This window comes from Ruegeria sp. CJ6 (assembly GCF_056536665.1).
Genome location: NZ_JBQFQB010000001.1, coordinates 1004669 through 1022203 on the forward strand (window position 1 = coordinate 1004669; position 17535 = coordinate 1022203).

General features: G+C 54.4%; 13 protein-coding genes and 1 pseudogene. 4 read left to right on the top strand and 10 right to left on the bottom strand.

The annotated features are described in order from the left end of the window. Positions 1-43: 43 nt before the first annotated feature. The 5 genes from ACR0BT_RS05090 to ACR0BT_RS05110 form a co-directional block, all read right to left on the bottom strand. Entirely contained in the window at positions 44-4462 is a 4419-nt protein-coding gene (locus tag ACR0BT_RS05090; protein WP_480762628.1) for a WD40 repeat domain-containing serine/threonine protein kinase, read from the bottom strand. Between the two features lie 15 nt (positions 4463-4477). Continuing rightward, entirely contained in the window at positions 4478-4942 is a 465-nt protein-coding gene (locus ACR0BT_RS05095) for a hypothetical protein (RefSeq protein WP_170396227.1), read from the bottom strand. 113 nt (positions 4943-5055) lie between these two features. Then, the gene (locus tag ACR0BT_RS05100; protein ID WP_480762629.1) at positions 5056-5946 is read right to left on the bottom strand and encodes an adenylate/guanylate cyclase domain-containing protein; all 891 of its coding nucleotides are present in this window, start codon (positions 5944-5946) and stop codon (positions 5056-5058) included. Positions 5947-5984: 38 nt separating this feature from the next. Next, complete coding sequence (locus ACR0BT_RS05105) at positions 5985-6698, bottom strand: response regulator (protein ID WP_170511845.1); 714 nt, start codon at positions 6696-6698, stop codon at positions 5985-5987. Then, on the bottom strand, positions 6691-8922 hold the full coding sequence (locus ACR0BT_RS05110; RefSeq protein ID WP_480762630.1) for an ATP-binding protein: 2232 nt from the start codon (positions 8920-8922) through the stop codon (positions 6691-6693). Before ACR0BT_RS05110 ends, ACR0BT_RS05105 begins: the two co-directional genes overlap by 8 nt. 260 nt (positions 8923-9182) lie before the next feature. Here ACR0BT_RS05110 and ACR0BT_RS05115 point away from each other — a divergent pair, with 260 nt between their 5' ends. From ACR0BT_RS05115 to ACR0BT_RS05130, 4 genes are all read left to right on the top strand, one after another. Beyond that, positions 9183-10022: an alpha/beta fold hydrolase gene (locus ACR0BT_RS05115; RefSeq protein WP_480762631.1), complete on the top strand. Its 840-nt coding sequence runs from the start codon at positions 9183-9185 to the stop codon at positions 10020-10022. 64 nt (positions 10023-10086) lie between these two features. Beyond that, positions 10087-10917, top strand: coding sequence for a class I SAM-dependent methyltransferase (locus tag ACR0BT_RS05120; RefSeq protein ID WP_170597879.1), 831 nt, complete (start codon positions 10087-10089; stop codon positions 10915-10917). A 117-nt stretch (positions 10918-11034) separates the two neighbouring features. Next, positions 11035-11394: a group I truncated hemoglobin gene (locus ACR0BT_RS05125; protein ID WP_170396214.1), complete on the top strand. Its 360-nt coding sequence runs from the start codon at positions 11035-11037 to the stop codon at positions 11392-11394. Positions 11395-11397: 3 nt separating this feature from the next. Then, entirely contained in the window at positions 11398-12420 is a 1023-nt protein-coding gene (locus ACR0BT_RS05130) for an adenylate/guanylate cyclase domain-containing protein (protein WP_170396212.1), read from the top strand. Positions 12421-12543: 123 nt separating this feature from the next. On the opposite strand, the pseudogene ACR0BT_RS05135 reads toward ACR0BT_RS05130, so the two are convergent. The 5 genes and pseudogenes from ACR0BT_RS05135 to xylF all read right to left on the bottom strand — a co-directional run. Continuing rightward, positions 12544-12894: pseudogene (locus tag ACR0BT_RS05135) on the bottom strand (DDE-type integrase/transposase/recombinase); the annotation flags it as partial. A gap of 91 nt (positions 12895-12985) precedes the next feature. Beyond that, positions 12986-14293: a xylose isomerase gene (gene xylA, locus ACR0BT_RS05140; protein WP_480561307.1), complete on the bottom strand. Its 1308-nt coding sequence runs from the start codon at positions 14291-14293 to the stop codon at positions 12986-12988. A gap of 9 nt (positions 14294-14302) precedes the next feature. Next, positions 14303-15106 carry an ATP-binding cassette domain-containing protein gene (locus tag ACR0BT_RS05145; RefSeq protein WP_480762632.1) on the bottom strand — a complete coding sequence of 268 codons (804 nt, stop codon included), beginning with the start codon at positions 15104-15106 and terminating at the stop codon, positions 14303-14305. Continuing rightward, positions 15106-16404 carry a sugar ABC transporter permease gene (locus ACR0BT_RS05150; RefSeq protein ID WP_480762633.1) on the bottom strand — a complete coding sequence of 433 codons (1299 nt, stop codon included), beginning with the start codon at positions 16402-16404 and terminating at the stop codon, positions 15106-15108. Before ACR0BT_RS05150 ends, ACR0BT_RS05145 begins: the two co-directional genes overlap by 1 nt. 60 nt (positions 16405-16464) lie before the next feature. Continuing rightward, positions 16465-17484, bottom strand: coding sequence for a D-xylose ABC transporter substrate-binding protein (xylF, locus tag ACR0BT_RS05155; protein WP_155150139.1), 1020 nt, complete (start codon positions 17482-17484; stop codon positions 16465-16467). Between the last annotated feature and the right edge of the window lie 51 nt (positions 17485-17535).

Here is a 17535-nt window from a genome sequence, read left to right on the forward strand (position 1 = left end):
AAATCCAAGCGCCCGCCCGTGCTTTTCAATACTCGCCATGTGATCAATTCGCAAAGGCATCACAGGTCGTTGTTGGCTCATCGCTTCCCAAATACTGAACCCTGCGCCCTTCATCGAAGGTTGGACTGCCCAACGCACATGCGATCTCTAAGCTCAACCTGTCCCAAACCCGAACATCACCGGCTTCGCTGGTTGTCGCAAAAGAATGTCCGTCAGGTGCAAGCGCGATACGCCAGGTCGGGCCTGCATGGATCTTTTCGGCAGGCATGAGCCGACGGTGCGTCGCGGTATCCCACCAATGCAGTTCCCCAGATCGGTCGATTGCCACCAAGGTTGCCTCATCCGCCAAAAAGGCAACATCTGTCGCCCCACCCTTATGGCCACCATAAGCGGCAAGCTCTTCGCCGGTTTCAACATCCCACACCTTGACCACCTCATCGCTGGAAGCAGTTGCAGCCTGTGTGCCATCACGACTGAAAGCAACACTCCAAAGCGTGTTGTCATCAGCTTCAATCACTCTGATCAACTGACCGTCGCCAATCGACCAAATATAGACCTTTCCATCCACCGAGGCCGCTGCCAGCATGCTGCCATCTTCAGAGACGGCGACACGATTTGCCTGAATGTCAGCTGGCGCAAAGCTCTTGACCAAATCAGCGTCTGAGATATCGATTTGCAGCACTCCATCTCCTGTCGCCACAAAGACCTCGGGACCTGACCCCGGCATGATCGACCAGACGGGAGCCTGCCCCAGATCGAGTTGATTTTTCAGCCGCATTTCAGCCGTGTCCCAGATTTTCAAGCCGCCTTCGCGATCACCAGTCACCATGGTTTTGCCATCCAGCGAGAAAGAGATCGCCCACACCTGGCTTTCATGCCCCTTCAGCTGCATGGGTTTCATGGAAGCCCCCATCTTCCAGACCCAGATGTTCCCCTCACTGTCACCGATGGCTATAGACTTTGCATCCGGTGTATAGGCGATGCCCAGCGCCTTTGCCCCGTTCTGCAAAACAAGCGTGTCTTTGCCGCCGGGGTCGGTCCCAATCCGCCAGAGACGTACCTGCTGATCCCGGCCCAAAGTCGCCAGCAACGGGGCATTTTGGGCGACTTCAAGGTCCACAACCCTCTGACTGTGCGCTTGCACCACGTCGCCAACACTTTCCATGTTTGAATTTTCCAATCGCAGCGTTCCGTCTGCCCCTGCCCCTACCAGCAGATTGTCCGGCGCGGTAAATGCTGCTGCTACGATATCGGTACTATCTGAAAAACGATCAACAATTGGAGAACCATCCGGAAAACCAATCGTCGTGACCTTCCCGTTCGTATGGGATACCGCGAATGTTCTCCCGTCGCGGCTGAAGGACAGGTGATCGGGGTCAGGCCCCAGCGGACCGCCCGGTATCGGCGGAAATGCAGGCGTAGCCTTTGCGTCGACCCAGCCGAATATGCCACCATCGACATTTCCGGCTACAAGTCCTTCTGAAACGGGCGAAAACGCGACCTTTTTGAAGCCCAGCGGCATTTTCGCCAATGGCTCCCCAATTTGCATTCCATTGGAAACGTTCCAGAGGCGAACGGTCCCGTCACCGGTCGCCGACGCGATACGCTTGCCGGTGGAATCAAAGGCCACGCCAAATGCGACGTCATTGCCAGAGAACAGTGTCGTGATCGGGCCGTATCTGGCCGAACCAACATTCCAAAGGCGGACATCCCCATCCGTTGCCGCTGAAACCAGCAACTCTCCATCGGGAGAGAATGCAACATCCCTTATCCCGCCGGAATGCCCCACCAGTTCAGCAATAACCGCTCCGCCGGATTCAGCCCTATGAACCACGATGCGCCCATCACGCAATCCAACTGCAACACGCGTACCAGATGCATCAATAGCCATCGTCTGCGCGTCACCAACCGTAAACGGGCTGCCCAGTGGGACAAGCCCATCCTCACCCAGATTTTGCCGAGCCATCAGCATCGCCGCCCTCGCTTCTGATGTCGAACCAGCAGTTTCGGCTCGGACAATCGCTTCGGCGCTGAGTGACAGGGCTAGCAAGGGATCTGTATCCGATAACCCGTTCGCCGCAGCGCCTAGCGCCCTTGCGAACCTTTCATTGGCTTCAGCTGTTGCGGCAACGGCCATCTGTCTGTTGCTTTCGGCAAGGTTGGACGCGCGGATAGCCAAGAAAGACGAAACCGTTGCGCCAATGGCCAGCAAGGCAAGGGCAGCAACGGCAACTTGATTGATACGTCGACGCCGACGCCGGCGCATTTTGGATGCAGCCTGCGCTTGGTCACGCGCATCTCGTGCAGCGCCCAGAAATTCCCGCTCTAACGCACCGAGGATATTCTGGTTCTTCACCGACCATTCTTCAGCCGACAACAACCTTGTGCCGCGATAAAGTAAATCGGGCTCGCGATTTTCAACATCCCACTCTGCAGCGTCATGCTGAATACGCTGACGCATGCGCAGATCATCGCGGCTTTCTTCGATCCATGAATTAAGTCGCGGCCATGTACGCAGCAGCGCCTCATGCGCAATCTGAACATTTTTGTCATCCAGCGTCAGCAACCGCGCATCTGTCAAAGCTTCAACGACCCGCCGCGTTGTGTCCGGGTCCGAGTCGCGCTCGATCTCATCGATCGGCAACAACCGCCGTGTGTCCGGTGTCCCCTCGCCGGGCGTAACCAGACGCAAGAATAGCCGCCGGGTTGCTTCTTGCTGAACTTTGTCAAAAACGTCTGTAAAAAGTGTCTCTGCTGTCTGGCTGATTGCCCCTGTGACACCACCGGACTGACGGTAGCCGTCCAGAGACATGACCGCACCTTTACGTCGGCTCCATGTTTCATACAGAGAATGCGCCACCAGCGGGAGCGAACCCGCTTCGCGCCCGGCCTCATCAACGATCGCATCAATAAGGGACCTGTCCATGTGCAAACCAGCTGCATGTGCCGGTTCGCTGATTGCGCGGCGCAGCTCGGGCCGTGTCATCGGCCCGACCAAAAACTGGTTTTCCGAGATTCGATCCGCAAGCCACGGTATCTCTGCACAGGATGCATAAAAGTCCGCACGGATTGTCAGCACGATACGAACGCGGCTATCTGCAGGGTCCGTCATGGCTGACAAAGCTTCGATGAACTTGCTTCTGCGTTCATGTTTGACCAGCGTGAACAATTCTTCGAACTGATCAATGCAGATCAACAACTCTCCTTCATTCGCGGTGGCCAATCGGCGCGCCGCACTCGGATAGGCGATGAAGTCGTTGAGCGAGACCTGAGCCGTAAGGTGAGAATTGTCGCCGATGAGTTGAAAGTACAAATCGGTCATTGGATCGCGCCCGGGGGTAAAAACACAAACGCGCCAGTTTTCGCTACCGGATATCGCGTTGGCAGCGATCGCTGGCAGCAGCCCTGCTCGCAGAACGGATGATTTACCACTGCCGGATGAGCCACCCAGAACCAATATCCGGCTCTGTTGAAGCCGGGTCACAAGTTCCTCAACAAGATCCTCGCGTCCAAAGAAATAGTCGGAATCCTCTGGCTGGAACGCGGCGAGCCCCTTGTAGGGGCATTCCACCCTACTTTCCGAAATCTGCGTCACCGCTTCGGATGCGGCCTCTCGCCGGTCACGATCCAACGCATCATTCATTGCACTGCGCCAGGACACCATATCCAGAAAACGCGCCTGCGGGTCCATTGCCATCCCGTGCTCAATGCAATCGCGCCACATTTCCGGCAGGCTGGAAAGATACTCGGTAACGCGATGGAATGGCGGCGGCGCCTTTCCCGTCAGGACATGCCACATCAGCGCGCTGGCCGAATAAATGTCGGTCATCGGCGTCACGGGTTGCCCGTGCTCAGCTTGTTCTGGCGCTTGGTAGAGCGGTGTCCCAGCCATCATGGTCGCGCCGGTCACACCGATCGCTAAATCCTTTGCAATTCCGAGATCCGCCAGAAAAACCCTCTCGTCTAGGCCGACCAAAGCATCAGAAACCGTCGTGCTGTTATCGTCTTTGGACCGCTTCACTCGTTGCAGAAGGACATTTGCGGGTTTGACGTCCCGATGCACGACATTCGCGTCGTGAACCGCAGACAAGCCATCTGCCATTGCATCAATCAGTATTTCCACACCTTCGCGTTTGGCCAAAGCAGCGGGGCTTAGACGCTTTAGTCGGTCGGCCAATGTGCCGCGATCCGCGTAGTCCATGACAAAATAGGGCCGCCCGTCCTCCAAACGCCCCACGTCATGCACGGAGACAACGCGCGGAGATCGAATGCGCCGCAACAGACGGGCTTCTTCGAGAAAATGGGTGATGACTTTGTCATTGGTCGCAAGGTTGGCGTGCAGAATCTTGAGGGTTACCGGAACCTCCAACTCGTCATCCCGCGCAAGGACAACCGCCGCGAACCCACCGCTCGCGATTTCACGGTCAACAGCGTAACGGCCGATGAACGCGGGAAAAGTCATGATATTCTTGGCGCTTCAGAGGTGCTCTTGCACATCCACGCAATGATACTTGGTCGCATCCAATATGTTGTGGTCCCTATCGGCAGCAGTAACGCACAGTGTCGTCCCTCCCTCGCGCGCCGATGTCGAGGCCGCCTCCTTCGTCACATAGCTTGGGTAATCATCGTGCCGATGCCACCTGCCTTGAACGGCATTGAATTCGCTTTGGGCATTTCTGCCGACTTGCTCAACGGAATAGCTTTCGCCCCACCATGTATGGAAATGGTTCTTCGATACGTCCGGAGTGAAATTCGCATCGTAGTTTACAAGCAGTTCGTCACCCTCTTTGGCGACCGATACAATCTGCACCTCACACCCATCCACAGGGCAGGCATTGGGCATCGCTGACTGGGCAGTTGCATCAGCACCGAACAAGAGTGTAGCTGCACCCAGGATCAGAGCGCCCTGACGAAGCTGGTTTCCTGAAGTATTCAATGACATCATTCCCTCCCAATCTTGGTTGAAATACGCAATTGGTGCCGATTCTAGCACAATCGCGAGTTTCTTTCTGAGACTTTCACCACAGAAGCCAGAATTCAGGCGTGCCACGTCGTTTATCGGCGGACGACCTCAAACTCTAATGGGCGCGCATCAGAGTGCAAAATTGATAGTGCAGGCGATATCAGCCCGCTATCGGCCAGCATTATGTTCTCGCGCTTAAGCTGGATTTCACGCGCATTCTCGAATTGTACGTAAGTTCCCGACGAACTGCGATCCGCCAGCATCAGCTTCCCGCCTTTCATGCTGAGTACCGCATGCAGTCGCGAAACCCACGGCTCAGGCAGGATGACATCGCATTGACTGGATCTGCCGATCGTTAGCTCCCCGCCTTCCCGACACCGCCAGGTATGATCGTCGTGATAAAGAATGAGCGCAAAGCTTTCATTCTGCTGCATGCCCTCAGATCCGCTGGCCGTCTGCGTCGGCAGATGCATCACGGTGCTTAACCCGTCCGTTGAGGCCAGGACTGAATAAGCTTTGACCGGTTCACTCACACCTTTCAGGCGAAGCGATCCGATTGGGGTGAGCATCTGGAGACTTTCGGGGCTTAGATCCTTGGCGACGCTTTCGCTGACACAAGCTTCACCCGGATTGGCCGCGGCCGCCAAACGTGCGGTCAGATTTACTGTTTCGCCAAATATCCCATTATCGCCAATAACAACGGGACCTTGATGAACACCCGCGTGGACCGACAGTAATGTTCCGGGCGGTTTCTGAATCATCTCTACAACCGCGTTTACGGCGGCCTCGGGTTCCTTGAAATAGGACAAGACATCATCGCCTTTTTGCCCCACAGGAACTCCGCCAAACCCAAGTAGAACCTCACGCAATCGATCGATTTCAAACTGAATCAAATGCTGCGCCTGATCGTCCCCCATTTCTTCGTAGAACGGAGTGCTGTCAGAAATGTCAGCAATTATGGTCGTGACGAGCTTGGTTTCCACGGTGCTACTCGCAATTTGCTTGTCCGGAACGGCAAACCCTATTTGGGATCATAAACATAACCTATACCCCGCACGGTTCTGATGATTTCCGGCTTTTCCGGGTTGGTTTCAAGCTTCCGGCGCAGTCTGGATATTCTGATATCAATGCTGCGATCGAACGGGTCCCAGGACCGGTCATGCGCTTGTTCTAGCAACTGATCACGGTTCAAAACACGCCCTTTGTTTTCAGCAAACACCTTGAGCAGACTATACTCCATCGCCGTTAGCGGGACCTCGGATCCATCCGGCGCAAGAAGTTTGGCTGCCTCTTTATCCAGCGTGTAGTCGCCAAAAAGGGCCAAATTGCCTTCGGGGGCATCTGCAGGCAGACTTTCGTTGATGGCCCCTCGGCGCAATAGGGCCTTGATCCGCGCTTCCAGTTCCCGAAGATCAACCGGCTTTCCAAGATAGTCATCTGCCCCCATCTCAAGCCCGATGATCCGGTCCACTACATCGCCTGCTGCAGTCAACATGATCACGGGCGTCGTGTTTTCAGGACGAAGCGATCTGAGGATCGAAAGACCGTCTTCCTTTGGCATATTGATATCCATGATCATGACATCAACAGCACGAGAGGAGATGACAGACCGGAGCTCTTCTCCGCCAGCGGCTGCAGAAACCTCGTACCCGCGTTTGCTCAGATATTCCTGAAGCATCTCGCGCACGTCGATCTCGTCATCGCAAACCAGGATATGGGTTTTCTGGTCATTCATCCGTTTGATCCTTCTGATCGGCGAGCAGCTTTCCGACAAGTATTCTCAGTTCCGAAGGCGAGACGGGTTTTTCCAGATAGGGCAGACCGGATTCCTTCAGCAGTCCCAATGAGCTTTCACCCATGGTGTCCCCGGTGATGTATGCTGTCCGGGTCAGCATTTTCGGAAAACGCGCCACCAGCGCCTCATAAATCTTGCGTCCGTCAACACCGGGCATGTTCATATCACTTAGGAATACATCGTAGTTGGCGGACTGCAGTTGCCTGAGCGCCTCTTCCCCTGACGTAACGAAATCAACGTGAAAGCCGTCCTTCCGCAGTATCTCGGCATTGATCTCACCCACTTCGACCTCATCATCTACGACCAATGCACGGTGCTTGGCAAAATTCGCGGCGGGTTCGGGTTTTTCTTCAGCCACATCATTTTGCATCCTTGCGACGGGCAGAGTTATCCGGAAGCAGGTGCCGGACATAGCGGCCTGATCAAGCCTGATCTGACCGCCATGGGACAGAATGATCCGGTGACAGAAGGCAAGCCCGATCCCGGTGCCGTCACCCACCTCCTTTGTGGTAAAGAACGGCTCGAAGATACGTGCGCGTATGGCTTTGGGGATACCGGGGCCATTGTCCTGAACCGTGATCTCAACCATTCCGGTGTCAGGCTTGACCTCGGCAGACAGCATGATCTGGTCGCCGATGCCGGATGCGGTCATGGCCTGCTCGGCATTGATGATAAGATTCAAGACGACTTGCGTAAGCTGGTCCGCATCCCCGGCAACTGCGGGCAGGTCTTCTGGCACACTTTGCTCAATGCGAATTTCGCCTGATGAGCTACCGTACCCGGCGACATCCGCAGCTGTTTCGATCATGCTGGGAACATCAACCTGCTCGATCTTGCTGGGCTGCTGACGCGCCATCGCCAGAAAGGTCTTAACAATCTTCGCGCAGCGTTCTGCGGCATTGCCGATTTTTTCAATCCTGACACCGAGATCGGGGTCAGAAATTTCTTCCTTCAACATCAACGAATGACCCACAACAACCGACAATGGATTGTTAAGCTCATGCGCCACACCGGCGAGTAGTTCGCCTAGCGCAGACATCTTTTCGTTCTGGAACAGCAGCTCTCGTTGCTTTTCAAGCTCGGCCTCAATGGCCAATTCATCGGTCAGATCGCGGGTATTGGAAACGATTACTTCTTCACCATTGAACTCGATCAGCCGTGAAGAATCCGCCCCCCAGAACTTTCGCCCGCTTGCATCGACGAACTCCATACGCCGATCCTTAAGCGCCCCCGCTTGCCGGAGGTCTTTCAGATACCGTTCGCGCTCATTCGGATCCGCATAGTAGGATTTCGAACTTTCTGCATCACCAAACAGCGCCTTTATCTCGGGCGTAGCAAACAGCACCTCGCCGGTGTCGGCATGCGTCATGTTGATGGCTGCTGGATAAGCCTCCATGACCTGACGGATCAGGGCATCAGCCTCTTTCTGGACGGTTAGATCGATCACGCTGGTCACGATGACTTCTTCGCCTTTGTAATCGATCAATTGAGACGAAATCGACGCAGGGAAGGTTTTGCCAGCCGCATTAATCAAGTCGAGCTTGTAGTCATCGACACGACCATCGGCCAAAAGCTGGGTTACAAAATCCGCGCGCTCTTCCGGCTTTTGATAATGCTGTTTTGCGGATTTGGAAGGTCCGAACATCTGCAGCGCAGCAGGCGTGCGATACAGTATCTGACCATCACCAATCCGCGCCATAGTTACGATTGCCGAACTGGCATCCAGCACCTTTCGGATCAATAGATCGCCGTCGCGCTCTTCGACCTCGGCTTGTTTGCGTTCGGTGATATCCTCACGCGTGACGACAAATCCGCCGAACTTGGTGGGATGAACAGAAACCAGATAGGTGCGCCCATCCGTTTCCGTCAGCTCAAAGTCTTGGATGAACTCGACCCCATTAGCCAAACGGTCCGAAACCCACTGCTGTTCATTGCCAATCGCATCAGCGTAAATTCCCCGGCGCGCCGTCTCACGCATCAGGATTTCCCAGTCCAGTCCGGGTTGCAGCAGGTCGGCAACCCCCTTGTTCATCTCGGCATATCGTTGATTGAACAGGACAAGGCGGCGATCATCATCATAGAGGGCAAACCCTTCTTTGAGAGATTCGATCGCATCACGAAGAAGGTCCCTCGCCTTCTCGATTTCTTCAAATTCGTTCGCCATGCCCATCGTCATCCTGAATTTTTAGGATACCATTGTTTCAATGCCATTTCAAAATTAGCATCGTGTGTTTCAATTGTTTCAATAGGTGCCAACTCAGCCAAGTACCGGCCGATAAACCTGTTTGTTTTTGAGCCGGATAGCAAGTTGTGTGACCTGCTTCACAGAGCAACAACTGAAACACTTGGCACCGCTTCCAGACATCACAATGAAACATAGAAAGGTCAGTTATTGCCCATCTTAAGTGCGATTGGGTAAGAAAGATGACTATTTCTTTTAGAACTACTGAAATGATTAACGCACCTATTTTTGCGTTGCATTCTTCGGCGTCCAATAGTGGGCAATGGAACCAACTGGCGGCGGATCTGGAAGGTCGCTTTAGTGTTCACGCTGTTGATCTTCCCGGGTACGGTCGTAGCCCGTTGACTGGAGATAACTCTCAAAACGGTGCGGCGTTTTCTGCCATACCGGTAATCCGCGAAATCGAAGCGCTGGGACGCCCCGTTCATCTTGTTGGTCATTCCAACGGCGGAGGTATTGCCATCAAGATCGCGTTGATGCGTCCTGATCTTGTCAAAAGCCTGACGGTATATGAGCCTGCAGCCTTTCATTTTCTGAAGGCTGGCAATGAGGTCAGCAAGAAACTGTTCGGGCAAATCCAGCTTCTCGCGGGTGTGGTGAGCGCCGCAGCAGCGGATGGCGATGCCGCTGCTGGTATGCATCACTTTTTGGATTTCTGGAACGAGAAGGGGTTTTGGAACTCGCTGCCCGCGCAGGCCCGAGACCGGTTCATTGGGATGATCCCATCAGTCATGTCGGATTTTGCAATAGGTTTTGCTGAAACCTGGCAACTGAAGGACCTGTCCAAGCTTGAGATACCGACGTTGGTAATGACTGGTTTGGAGTCACCTGAGATTGCGCAGCACGTCTCGGTCGAGATCGCGAAGGCTTTGCCCAATGCGCGAATCGCGTTGCTGCCCGAGCTGGGCCATATGGCGCCGGTCTTCCAGCCCGAATGGATCAACGCAAGGATTTTCGAACACGTGGCCAATGTGGAGCGGCCCGTTGAAACTGTCAGCTGGCCAGAACGTCAAGCTGCCTGACCGGGGCCGCATTTAGCAATGCGGCCTTCATCAAACCACTGCCAAATCAAAAAGGAGCAATATCATGGGCATTCAAACATCGATCAACGCCACCACAGACTTTGCGGCAATCAAAGCAAAGCAAAACGTCGCCTGGGGCTCCGGCGACTACAGCAAAGTGGGTGTCACCCTTCAAATTACGGGTGAAGAACTGGCTGAAAGCATGGATCTGATGCCTGGTTCCAAGGTACTGGATGTCGCCGCCGGGAATGGTAATGCCACCTTGGCCTTCGCCCGGCGCTTTTGTGATGTTACATCGACCGACTATGTAGAAGCCCTGCTGGACGCCAGTAGCCAGCGCGCCAAAGCGGAAGGTCTGTTCGTGACCTACAAGGTTGCCGACGCCGAAAACCTGCCTTTCGATGATCAATCCTGTGACGCGGTGGTTTCGACGTTCGGCGTGATGTTCACACCGAACCAACAACAATCAGCAGCAGAGCTGCAACGGGTCGTCAAACGCGGCGGCAAGATTGGTCTGGCCAACTGGACGCCGGACAGCTTCATCGGCCTTCTGTTCAAAACGATCGGTAAACATGTGCCTCCGCCTGCTGGCGTAAGCTCTCCGGCTTTGTGGGGCAGCCGGGACTGGATTGAAGAATCCTTCGGATCGCACAGCACCATCGTTTCGTTCCGACGCAAGAACTTCATGTTCCGCTACCGTTCAGCCGAACACTTCCTAGAGTATTTTCGGACTTTCTATGGTCCGATGCAAAAGGCCTTCGATGCACTGGACGCACCGGGACAAGAGGCGCTGCAGCGCGATATCATGGCCCTGATCGAGAAGTTCGATATCTCAGGCAATGACACACTTTGCATCTCATCCGAGTACGCTGAAATTGTCATGCAGCGTGGCTGAGATCGTGAATCACTGGCTCATCGTTCTTTGACCCAACCGTCAAAGAACGATGAAGATCACCCGGTGTAGTCGATCCACCATTTTCTTGGTATTAGTTTGTTTAAGGGGGATTTTGTTATGGCCGAGCGCACACTTTATGAAAAGTACGGTGGGTTTTCACAGATCAGCAAGATCGTGTTCTCGTTCTATGACATCCTGCTCGACAATGACGAGGTTGGACCCTTCTTCGACAACGTGGATATGAGTCGCATGGTCGACCATCAGACCAAGTTCATAGCGTCGCTCCTTGGTGGTCCGGCCTCCTACACCGACAATCAACTGCGCCAGTTACACTCTCATCTCGAAATTACCGATGACCATTTCGACGAATTGGAGGTCGTGCTCCGTGACGCTTTGCAAAGACACGGCGTGGATGCCGAGGACATCGATATCGTTGTCGCGGAATTCAGTAAACGTCGCCCCTTGATTGTTGGATAAATCATGACCATCGAAGCCATCAATGAACAGCTCCTTCGCGCGATTGGTGTGGGCGTTGCCCTACTGGACCGTCAATCGCTGAAGTTTGGGTTCCGCAATGATACGTTTGACGAGTGGTTCAGTGCCGATGGCCCTTCAGACCAATTGCAGCAGCTCTTTCCTGATCTGGATATCGACACAGTGCAAACAAGCCTGTCCGGCACCGGGCGGCATACATCAGAAATCACGTTCAAAAAGAAACGCCGCACACTGGTGATCGCACTCGATTTCACGGTCGCGCACGACGATGTGCTGGTTCTGGTATGTCAGAACATCACCCGTATCAAAGAGCTGGAGTCCATGATCGACTCCTATTCGATGATGGTCGAACGGAACACCCGCGAGTTGAAGCGGGAAAAGGAGCAGGTTGAAAAACTGCTGCTAAATCTGATGCCCCGGTCGGTCTACGAAGAGTACAAGACTTTCGGCGTGGTCACGCCACAACTCTATGACCCCGTCTCCGTCCTGATGCTCGATTTCGTGGGGTTCACGGATATGGTCGCCTCGCAGGACCCAAGCGTCACCGTCACTGAGCTGAACGATATTTACAGCGCGTTTGATCGCATAGGTGAGCAATTCGGTTGCGAACGGATCAAGACAATCGGAGACGCATATATCACCGTCGCTGGTCTGCCCGATCCGACTCCGGATCACGCCAAGGCAATCGCAAACACAGCCATTCGTTTCGTACGCTATTTGACCCGCCGAAACCTGAGCCATCCGCATCAGTGGCGGTGCAGAATTGGACTGGCCACGGGATCGGTAGTCGGGTCGGTCGTTGGCATCCAGAAGTATGTGTACGATATCTTTGGTCCGGCTGTGAATCTGGCCTCCAGACTTCAGGAATTCTCTGACCCGATGCAGATTTCAGTCCAGGACGAAGTCGCGCAGGTCCTCAAAGATCAGTTTGACCTTGAGAATGTCGGCGCGCGAACAATCCGTGGGTTTGGAGAGCAAGACATCTGGCGCTTGTCCGACGATAGCTAAGCGTCAATGCCCGCTGTAATCCTTTGTTCGCACTAAATGGTGACTGATCACTGCAGTGAATACAGTAGGCTGTTTACCCAGTCCCAAAACCACTGATCTTGATCCCTAAATAAGCGGCTACTCGTTTCGGCGTTTGGTGACAACGGTTTCCAGCACCTCGCCTTCGTGATCAACAACCCGCCAGAGGCAATGTCTCTTACCATTCACCTTCACAAAATCTCGTCGGCGTGCCACTTCCATATCGAGAGTGCGCGCAGTTGTTGCATCCGCTATCTTCGGATCTCAGAGGCAAACACTGGACCGAACCGGTTCCAACAGTAGCAGTCGGTTTCGTGACTCAGGTCGATGCCTCGCTCGTGCAACAGATCTACGGCATTCCGAAGCGAGAGCGGGAATCGAATGTACAGCATCACGGTCACGCGGATGATCTCAGAACTGGTTATTATAGTATTTGAAAGATGCAGGTCTGGTCATGGGCAAAAGCTACGCAACACCCCTACCCCGCCCAAGCAAAGCTCTTCTGACAAGACTCTTTTGACAGTTCCCCGATTGCAGTTTTCCTTAGTCACACAAACCTGTTCACATAATTCTCCAGAATCTCCTGACGCCCAGATTGTGGTTTCGGGTTGGTATTTTCCTGCAGAACCCGGGCAGAAATCTCTTCCAGACTGCTACCCAACATAGACACTGCTTCCGGCGTGTTCCAACCGGAATACCGTTCCGTCAGCGCGTCCTCCAAGCCACCGTCTTCAATCATAGCAGCCGCAGCTTTCAAGCCCCGTGCACAAATGTCCATTCCACCGACATGGGCTGCAACAAGATCTTTTGCATCAAGCGATTGCCGACGTATTTTGGCGTCAAAATTTGTGCCCCCAGTTGTAAAGCCACCAGCTTTCAGGATGTGGTAATATGCCAAAGCAACCTCTGGCGTGTTATTCGGGAACTGGTCCGTATCCCATCCGGATTGGTAATCGTTTCGGTTCATGTCGATCGAGCCAAGCATCCCTTCGGCAGCGGCGACCGCAATTTCATGCTCGAAACTGTGTCCGGCCAGGATCGCATGCCCCTGCTCGAGGTTCAACTTGACCTCGTCCTCCAACCCGTACTTCCTGAGAAATCCAATACAAGTCGCGGCGTCGTAGTCGTATTGGTGTTTGGACGGCTCCTGAGGCTTGGGCTCAACGAGAATAGTTCCTTTGAACCCAATCTTGTGTTTGTATTCAACGACCATGTTCAAGAAACGGCCCATGTGGTCCAACTCGGTTTTCAAATCCGTGTTCAACAGGGTTTCATAGCCTTCTCGGCCACCCCATAGAACGTAGTTTTCTCCGCCGAGCTTGTGGGTCGCATCCATGCAGGATTTCACTGTCGCAGCTGCAAACGCAAAAACGTCGGGATCAGGATTGGTACTGGCACCAGACATCCAGCGACGATGGCTGAACATATTGGCCGTGCCCCAAAGCAGCTTGGTGCCAGACACCTGCATCTTTTCACCGATATAATCGGTGATATCTTCTAATGTGCGCAGGTTATCGGCAAAATTTCCCTGTTCGGGCCGGATGTCAGCGTCGTGCCAGCAAAAGAATGGCTGCCCCAAAAGCTCAAACAATTCGAATGCAATATCTGCCTTCTGACGGGCCCGGCCCATATCGTCCTGAGGATACCATGGGCGTTCGAACGTAGGTCCACCAAAGGGGTCTCCGCCCTCCCACGCGAATGAATGCCACCAGGCCACAGCAAACCGCAGATGGTCCTCCATACGCTTGCCCATGATGATTTCATTCGGGTCGTAGTGACGAAAGGCCAACGAGTTCTTGCTATCCACGCCTTCAAACTGGACCTTCTCGATCCCTTCAAAAAATCCACTTGGCATTTCTGCCCCCTACTCTGCTTTTTGTGCTGGCTGCTTGCCGAGAATGATCATCGACAATAGATCGTCATCAGTTACATCTGCGATATCGACCGTCCCAACCAGTTTTCCGTTCTTCATGACCGATGCGCGGTCGCACAGTTCCATGACGGCATGCACGTCGTGATCGATCAGAAATATCCCGATGCCTTGCGCCTTTAGCTGGTGGATCAGATCCGCCACCATCTGAGTTTCATGTGGCCCAAGCGCTGCTGTGGGTTCATCCATGATCAGGATACGGGCGTTGAAATAGACCGCGCGAGCGATGGCCACCGATTGCCTTTGACCGCCGGATAATGCGGAAACGGGAGCATTGAACTTTTGAAAGTTCGGATTGAGCTGCGCCATGATCTTTCGGCACTCGGCCTCCATGGCTGCGTCGTTGACCAAGCCAAAAGGCGTCGTCATCTCGCGCCCCAGGAACAGGTTTGATGTCGCGTCCAGATTGTCGGCCAAGGCGAGCGTCTGATATATCGTTTCGATATTGTTCGCCCGGGCGTCACGGGGATTGCCAATCTCGACCGGCTTGCCATCGATCAGAATCTCGCCGTGGTCCATCTGATAGGCGCCGGACAATACCTTGATCAACGTGGACTTTCCGGCCCCGTTGTGGCCAAGCAGGCCAACGACTTCACCCGGATAGAGATCGACCGACACATGGTCGACGGCCTTGATCCCACCGAAGGAAATCGAGATGTCGCGCATCTCGACCAATGGCGGCGCGCCTGAACCGCGCCCAGTGCCAGAAGGTTTTTTCTGCGTATCCTGAGCTTGCATCACTTTGCCCCCAGTCGCTTGCGGTAAACGATGTCGATATAGACGGCCAACACGAGGACGCTGCCGACGACGATGTTCTGAAACGGCGCGTCAACGCCAACCATTGCCATGCCCGATTGCAGCGCCTGCATGATCAATGCACCCAGAATCGCGCCATAGATGGTGCCGATGCCGCCCGACAATGCGGTTCCTCCGATCACTGCAGCTGCTATGACCCGAAGTTCGTCGAGCGTACCAATGTCGTTCGAATGGTTCGCCAAGCGAGCCGAGGCGACCACCGCGGACACGGCGCACAAGAAACCCATCAAAGCAAAGATTTTCACGGTTAGCAGTCGAGTGTTGATACCCGAAAGCTCTGCCGCATCCGGGTTGCCGCCAGTGGCAAAGATGTACCGACCAAACCGGGTTTTTCGCGCCACAATTGTCAGCGTGACAGCCACGATGATTAGGATGAGTACAGAAATCGGTATGCCGTATCCGACGACCAGCCCCTCTGGCATTGTCTCTCCGCGCGCTTCGAACATACGTTGCAGCCGACGCGTTGGTATGGCGTAGCTGTTTACGATGTAAACGTACCCGAGGATGGCGATCGCGATTATCCCGGCCAAAGTGGCCTCGGCCCAGACAGGTTTGACGGGGAACCCATGCGCCGCCTTTGCGCGACGACTGCTCCACAAAGCCCAGATCGCGATTGCGGTAGCAAACAAGCCGAACAGCCAGCTTGTCGTCGTTCCCAATGTCCCGTTGGTCCCGCCAAACATCAGGAATGTACTATCCAGAGGACCAATCGTCTGACCGCTAGTCAAATACCACGCCACGTTTCGCCAAACCAGAAACCCACCAAGCGTAACGATGAAGGCTGGTATCGTCAGGTATCCGACCATCCAGCCATGAAACGCACCAATCAGCATGCCGACAAACAACCCGACGACAATGGTGATCGCCCAGGTTGCAGGATTGTTCAGACCCATACCAAGTACTTGCGGCAAAAGCTCGGTTTGCGTCATCGCCATCACGGCCGAGGTTGTTGCCAGCAGTGCACCAACCGACAAGTCGATGTGCCGCGTGACGATAATAAATACCATCCCGCATGCCATAATGGCGACCGAAACCGTCTGGATGGACAGGTTGAATAGATTGCGCGGCGTCAGGAACCTTCCATCTGTGAAGATGTTGAACCCGATGCACAGGATGACAAACGCGCCGATCATTCCCAAAAGCCGCATATCCAGTTCCAGTTGCTGGAACAGGCTGGGTTTCGCTTTTTCAGGTACCGGCTGAGACGAAGTTTCGGTCATTTCCGATCTTTCATATTCAGCAATAGTCCCCGGCCCAGACGGGGCCAGGGACTTTGAAGTTTAGTTGCAGGGAGCAGGTCCGTTTTCAACGCCCTGACACAGATCTTCCAATGGGATCCATCCAGCGTCCACAACAACGGATAGGTTGTCCTTGGTGATCGGAACGGGTGCGAGGAAGACCGAGTTCATCTCGGTGCCACCAGGTGATGTCCAACTAACTGCACCTTCGACATCAGCAGGGCTTGTCCCACCGCTCAATGCGACTGCGATTTCGCCAGCGGCCTTTCCGAGTTCACGAGCGTCCTTCCATACCGAAACGGTTTGAGTGCCCAGCGCAACGCGGTTCAACGCTGCGTGGTCGCCATCCTGACCTGACACCGGAATGCCTTCCATACCCTGTGCGGTCAGCGCAGCAACAACACCGCCTGCAGTACCGTCATTCGACGCAACGACTGCATCCACGTTGTTTTCGTTCGCGGTCAGGATTTGTTCCATGTTCCGCTGCGCGTTCGCGGGCAACCAACCATCTGTGTAGGCTTCACCAACAATTACAATGTCACCGCTGTCGACGGCTGCTCCGATGATCTCTTGCTGACCACCGCGCAGGAAATCTGCGTTCGGATCAGTAGGAGAGCCTTTGATCATCACGTAGTTGCCTTTGGGCATGGCCTCAAAGACAGCCCGAGCCTGCATTCTGCCGACTTCCACGTTGTCGAAGGTCAGATAAAATGCTCGGTCGTCCTCGATCAGACGGTCATAGGCAATCACAGGAATACCTTCGTCCGCCGCGGCCTGAACCGCGGGACCAATGGCCTGCGCGTCCTGCGCTAGGATGATAAGCGCGTCCACGCCTTGCGCAATCAGGCTTTCGATATCCGAAAGCTGTTTGGCCGAGGATGATTGCGCATCGGCCGAGATATACTCGGCACCGCCTGCTTCAAGTGCCGACTTGATGGCCGCTTCGTCTGTTTTCCAACGCTCCTCCTGAAAGTTCGACCAGCTCACGCCGACCACTGGCTCTGCGAATGCGGTCGAAGCCAACAAAGTGGCCACAGCCGAAAAGCTGAGAATTCTCTTCATGATTTCCTCCCATTTGCCGAGCCATCGCATTTCGATTCGCGGCTCTCACAA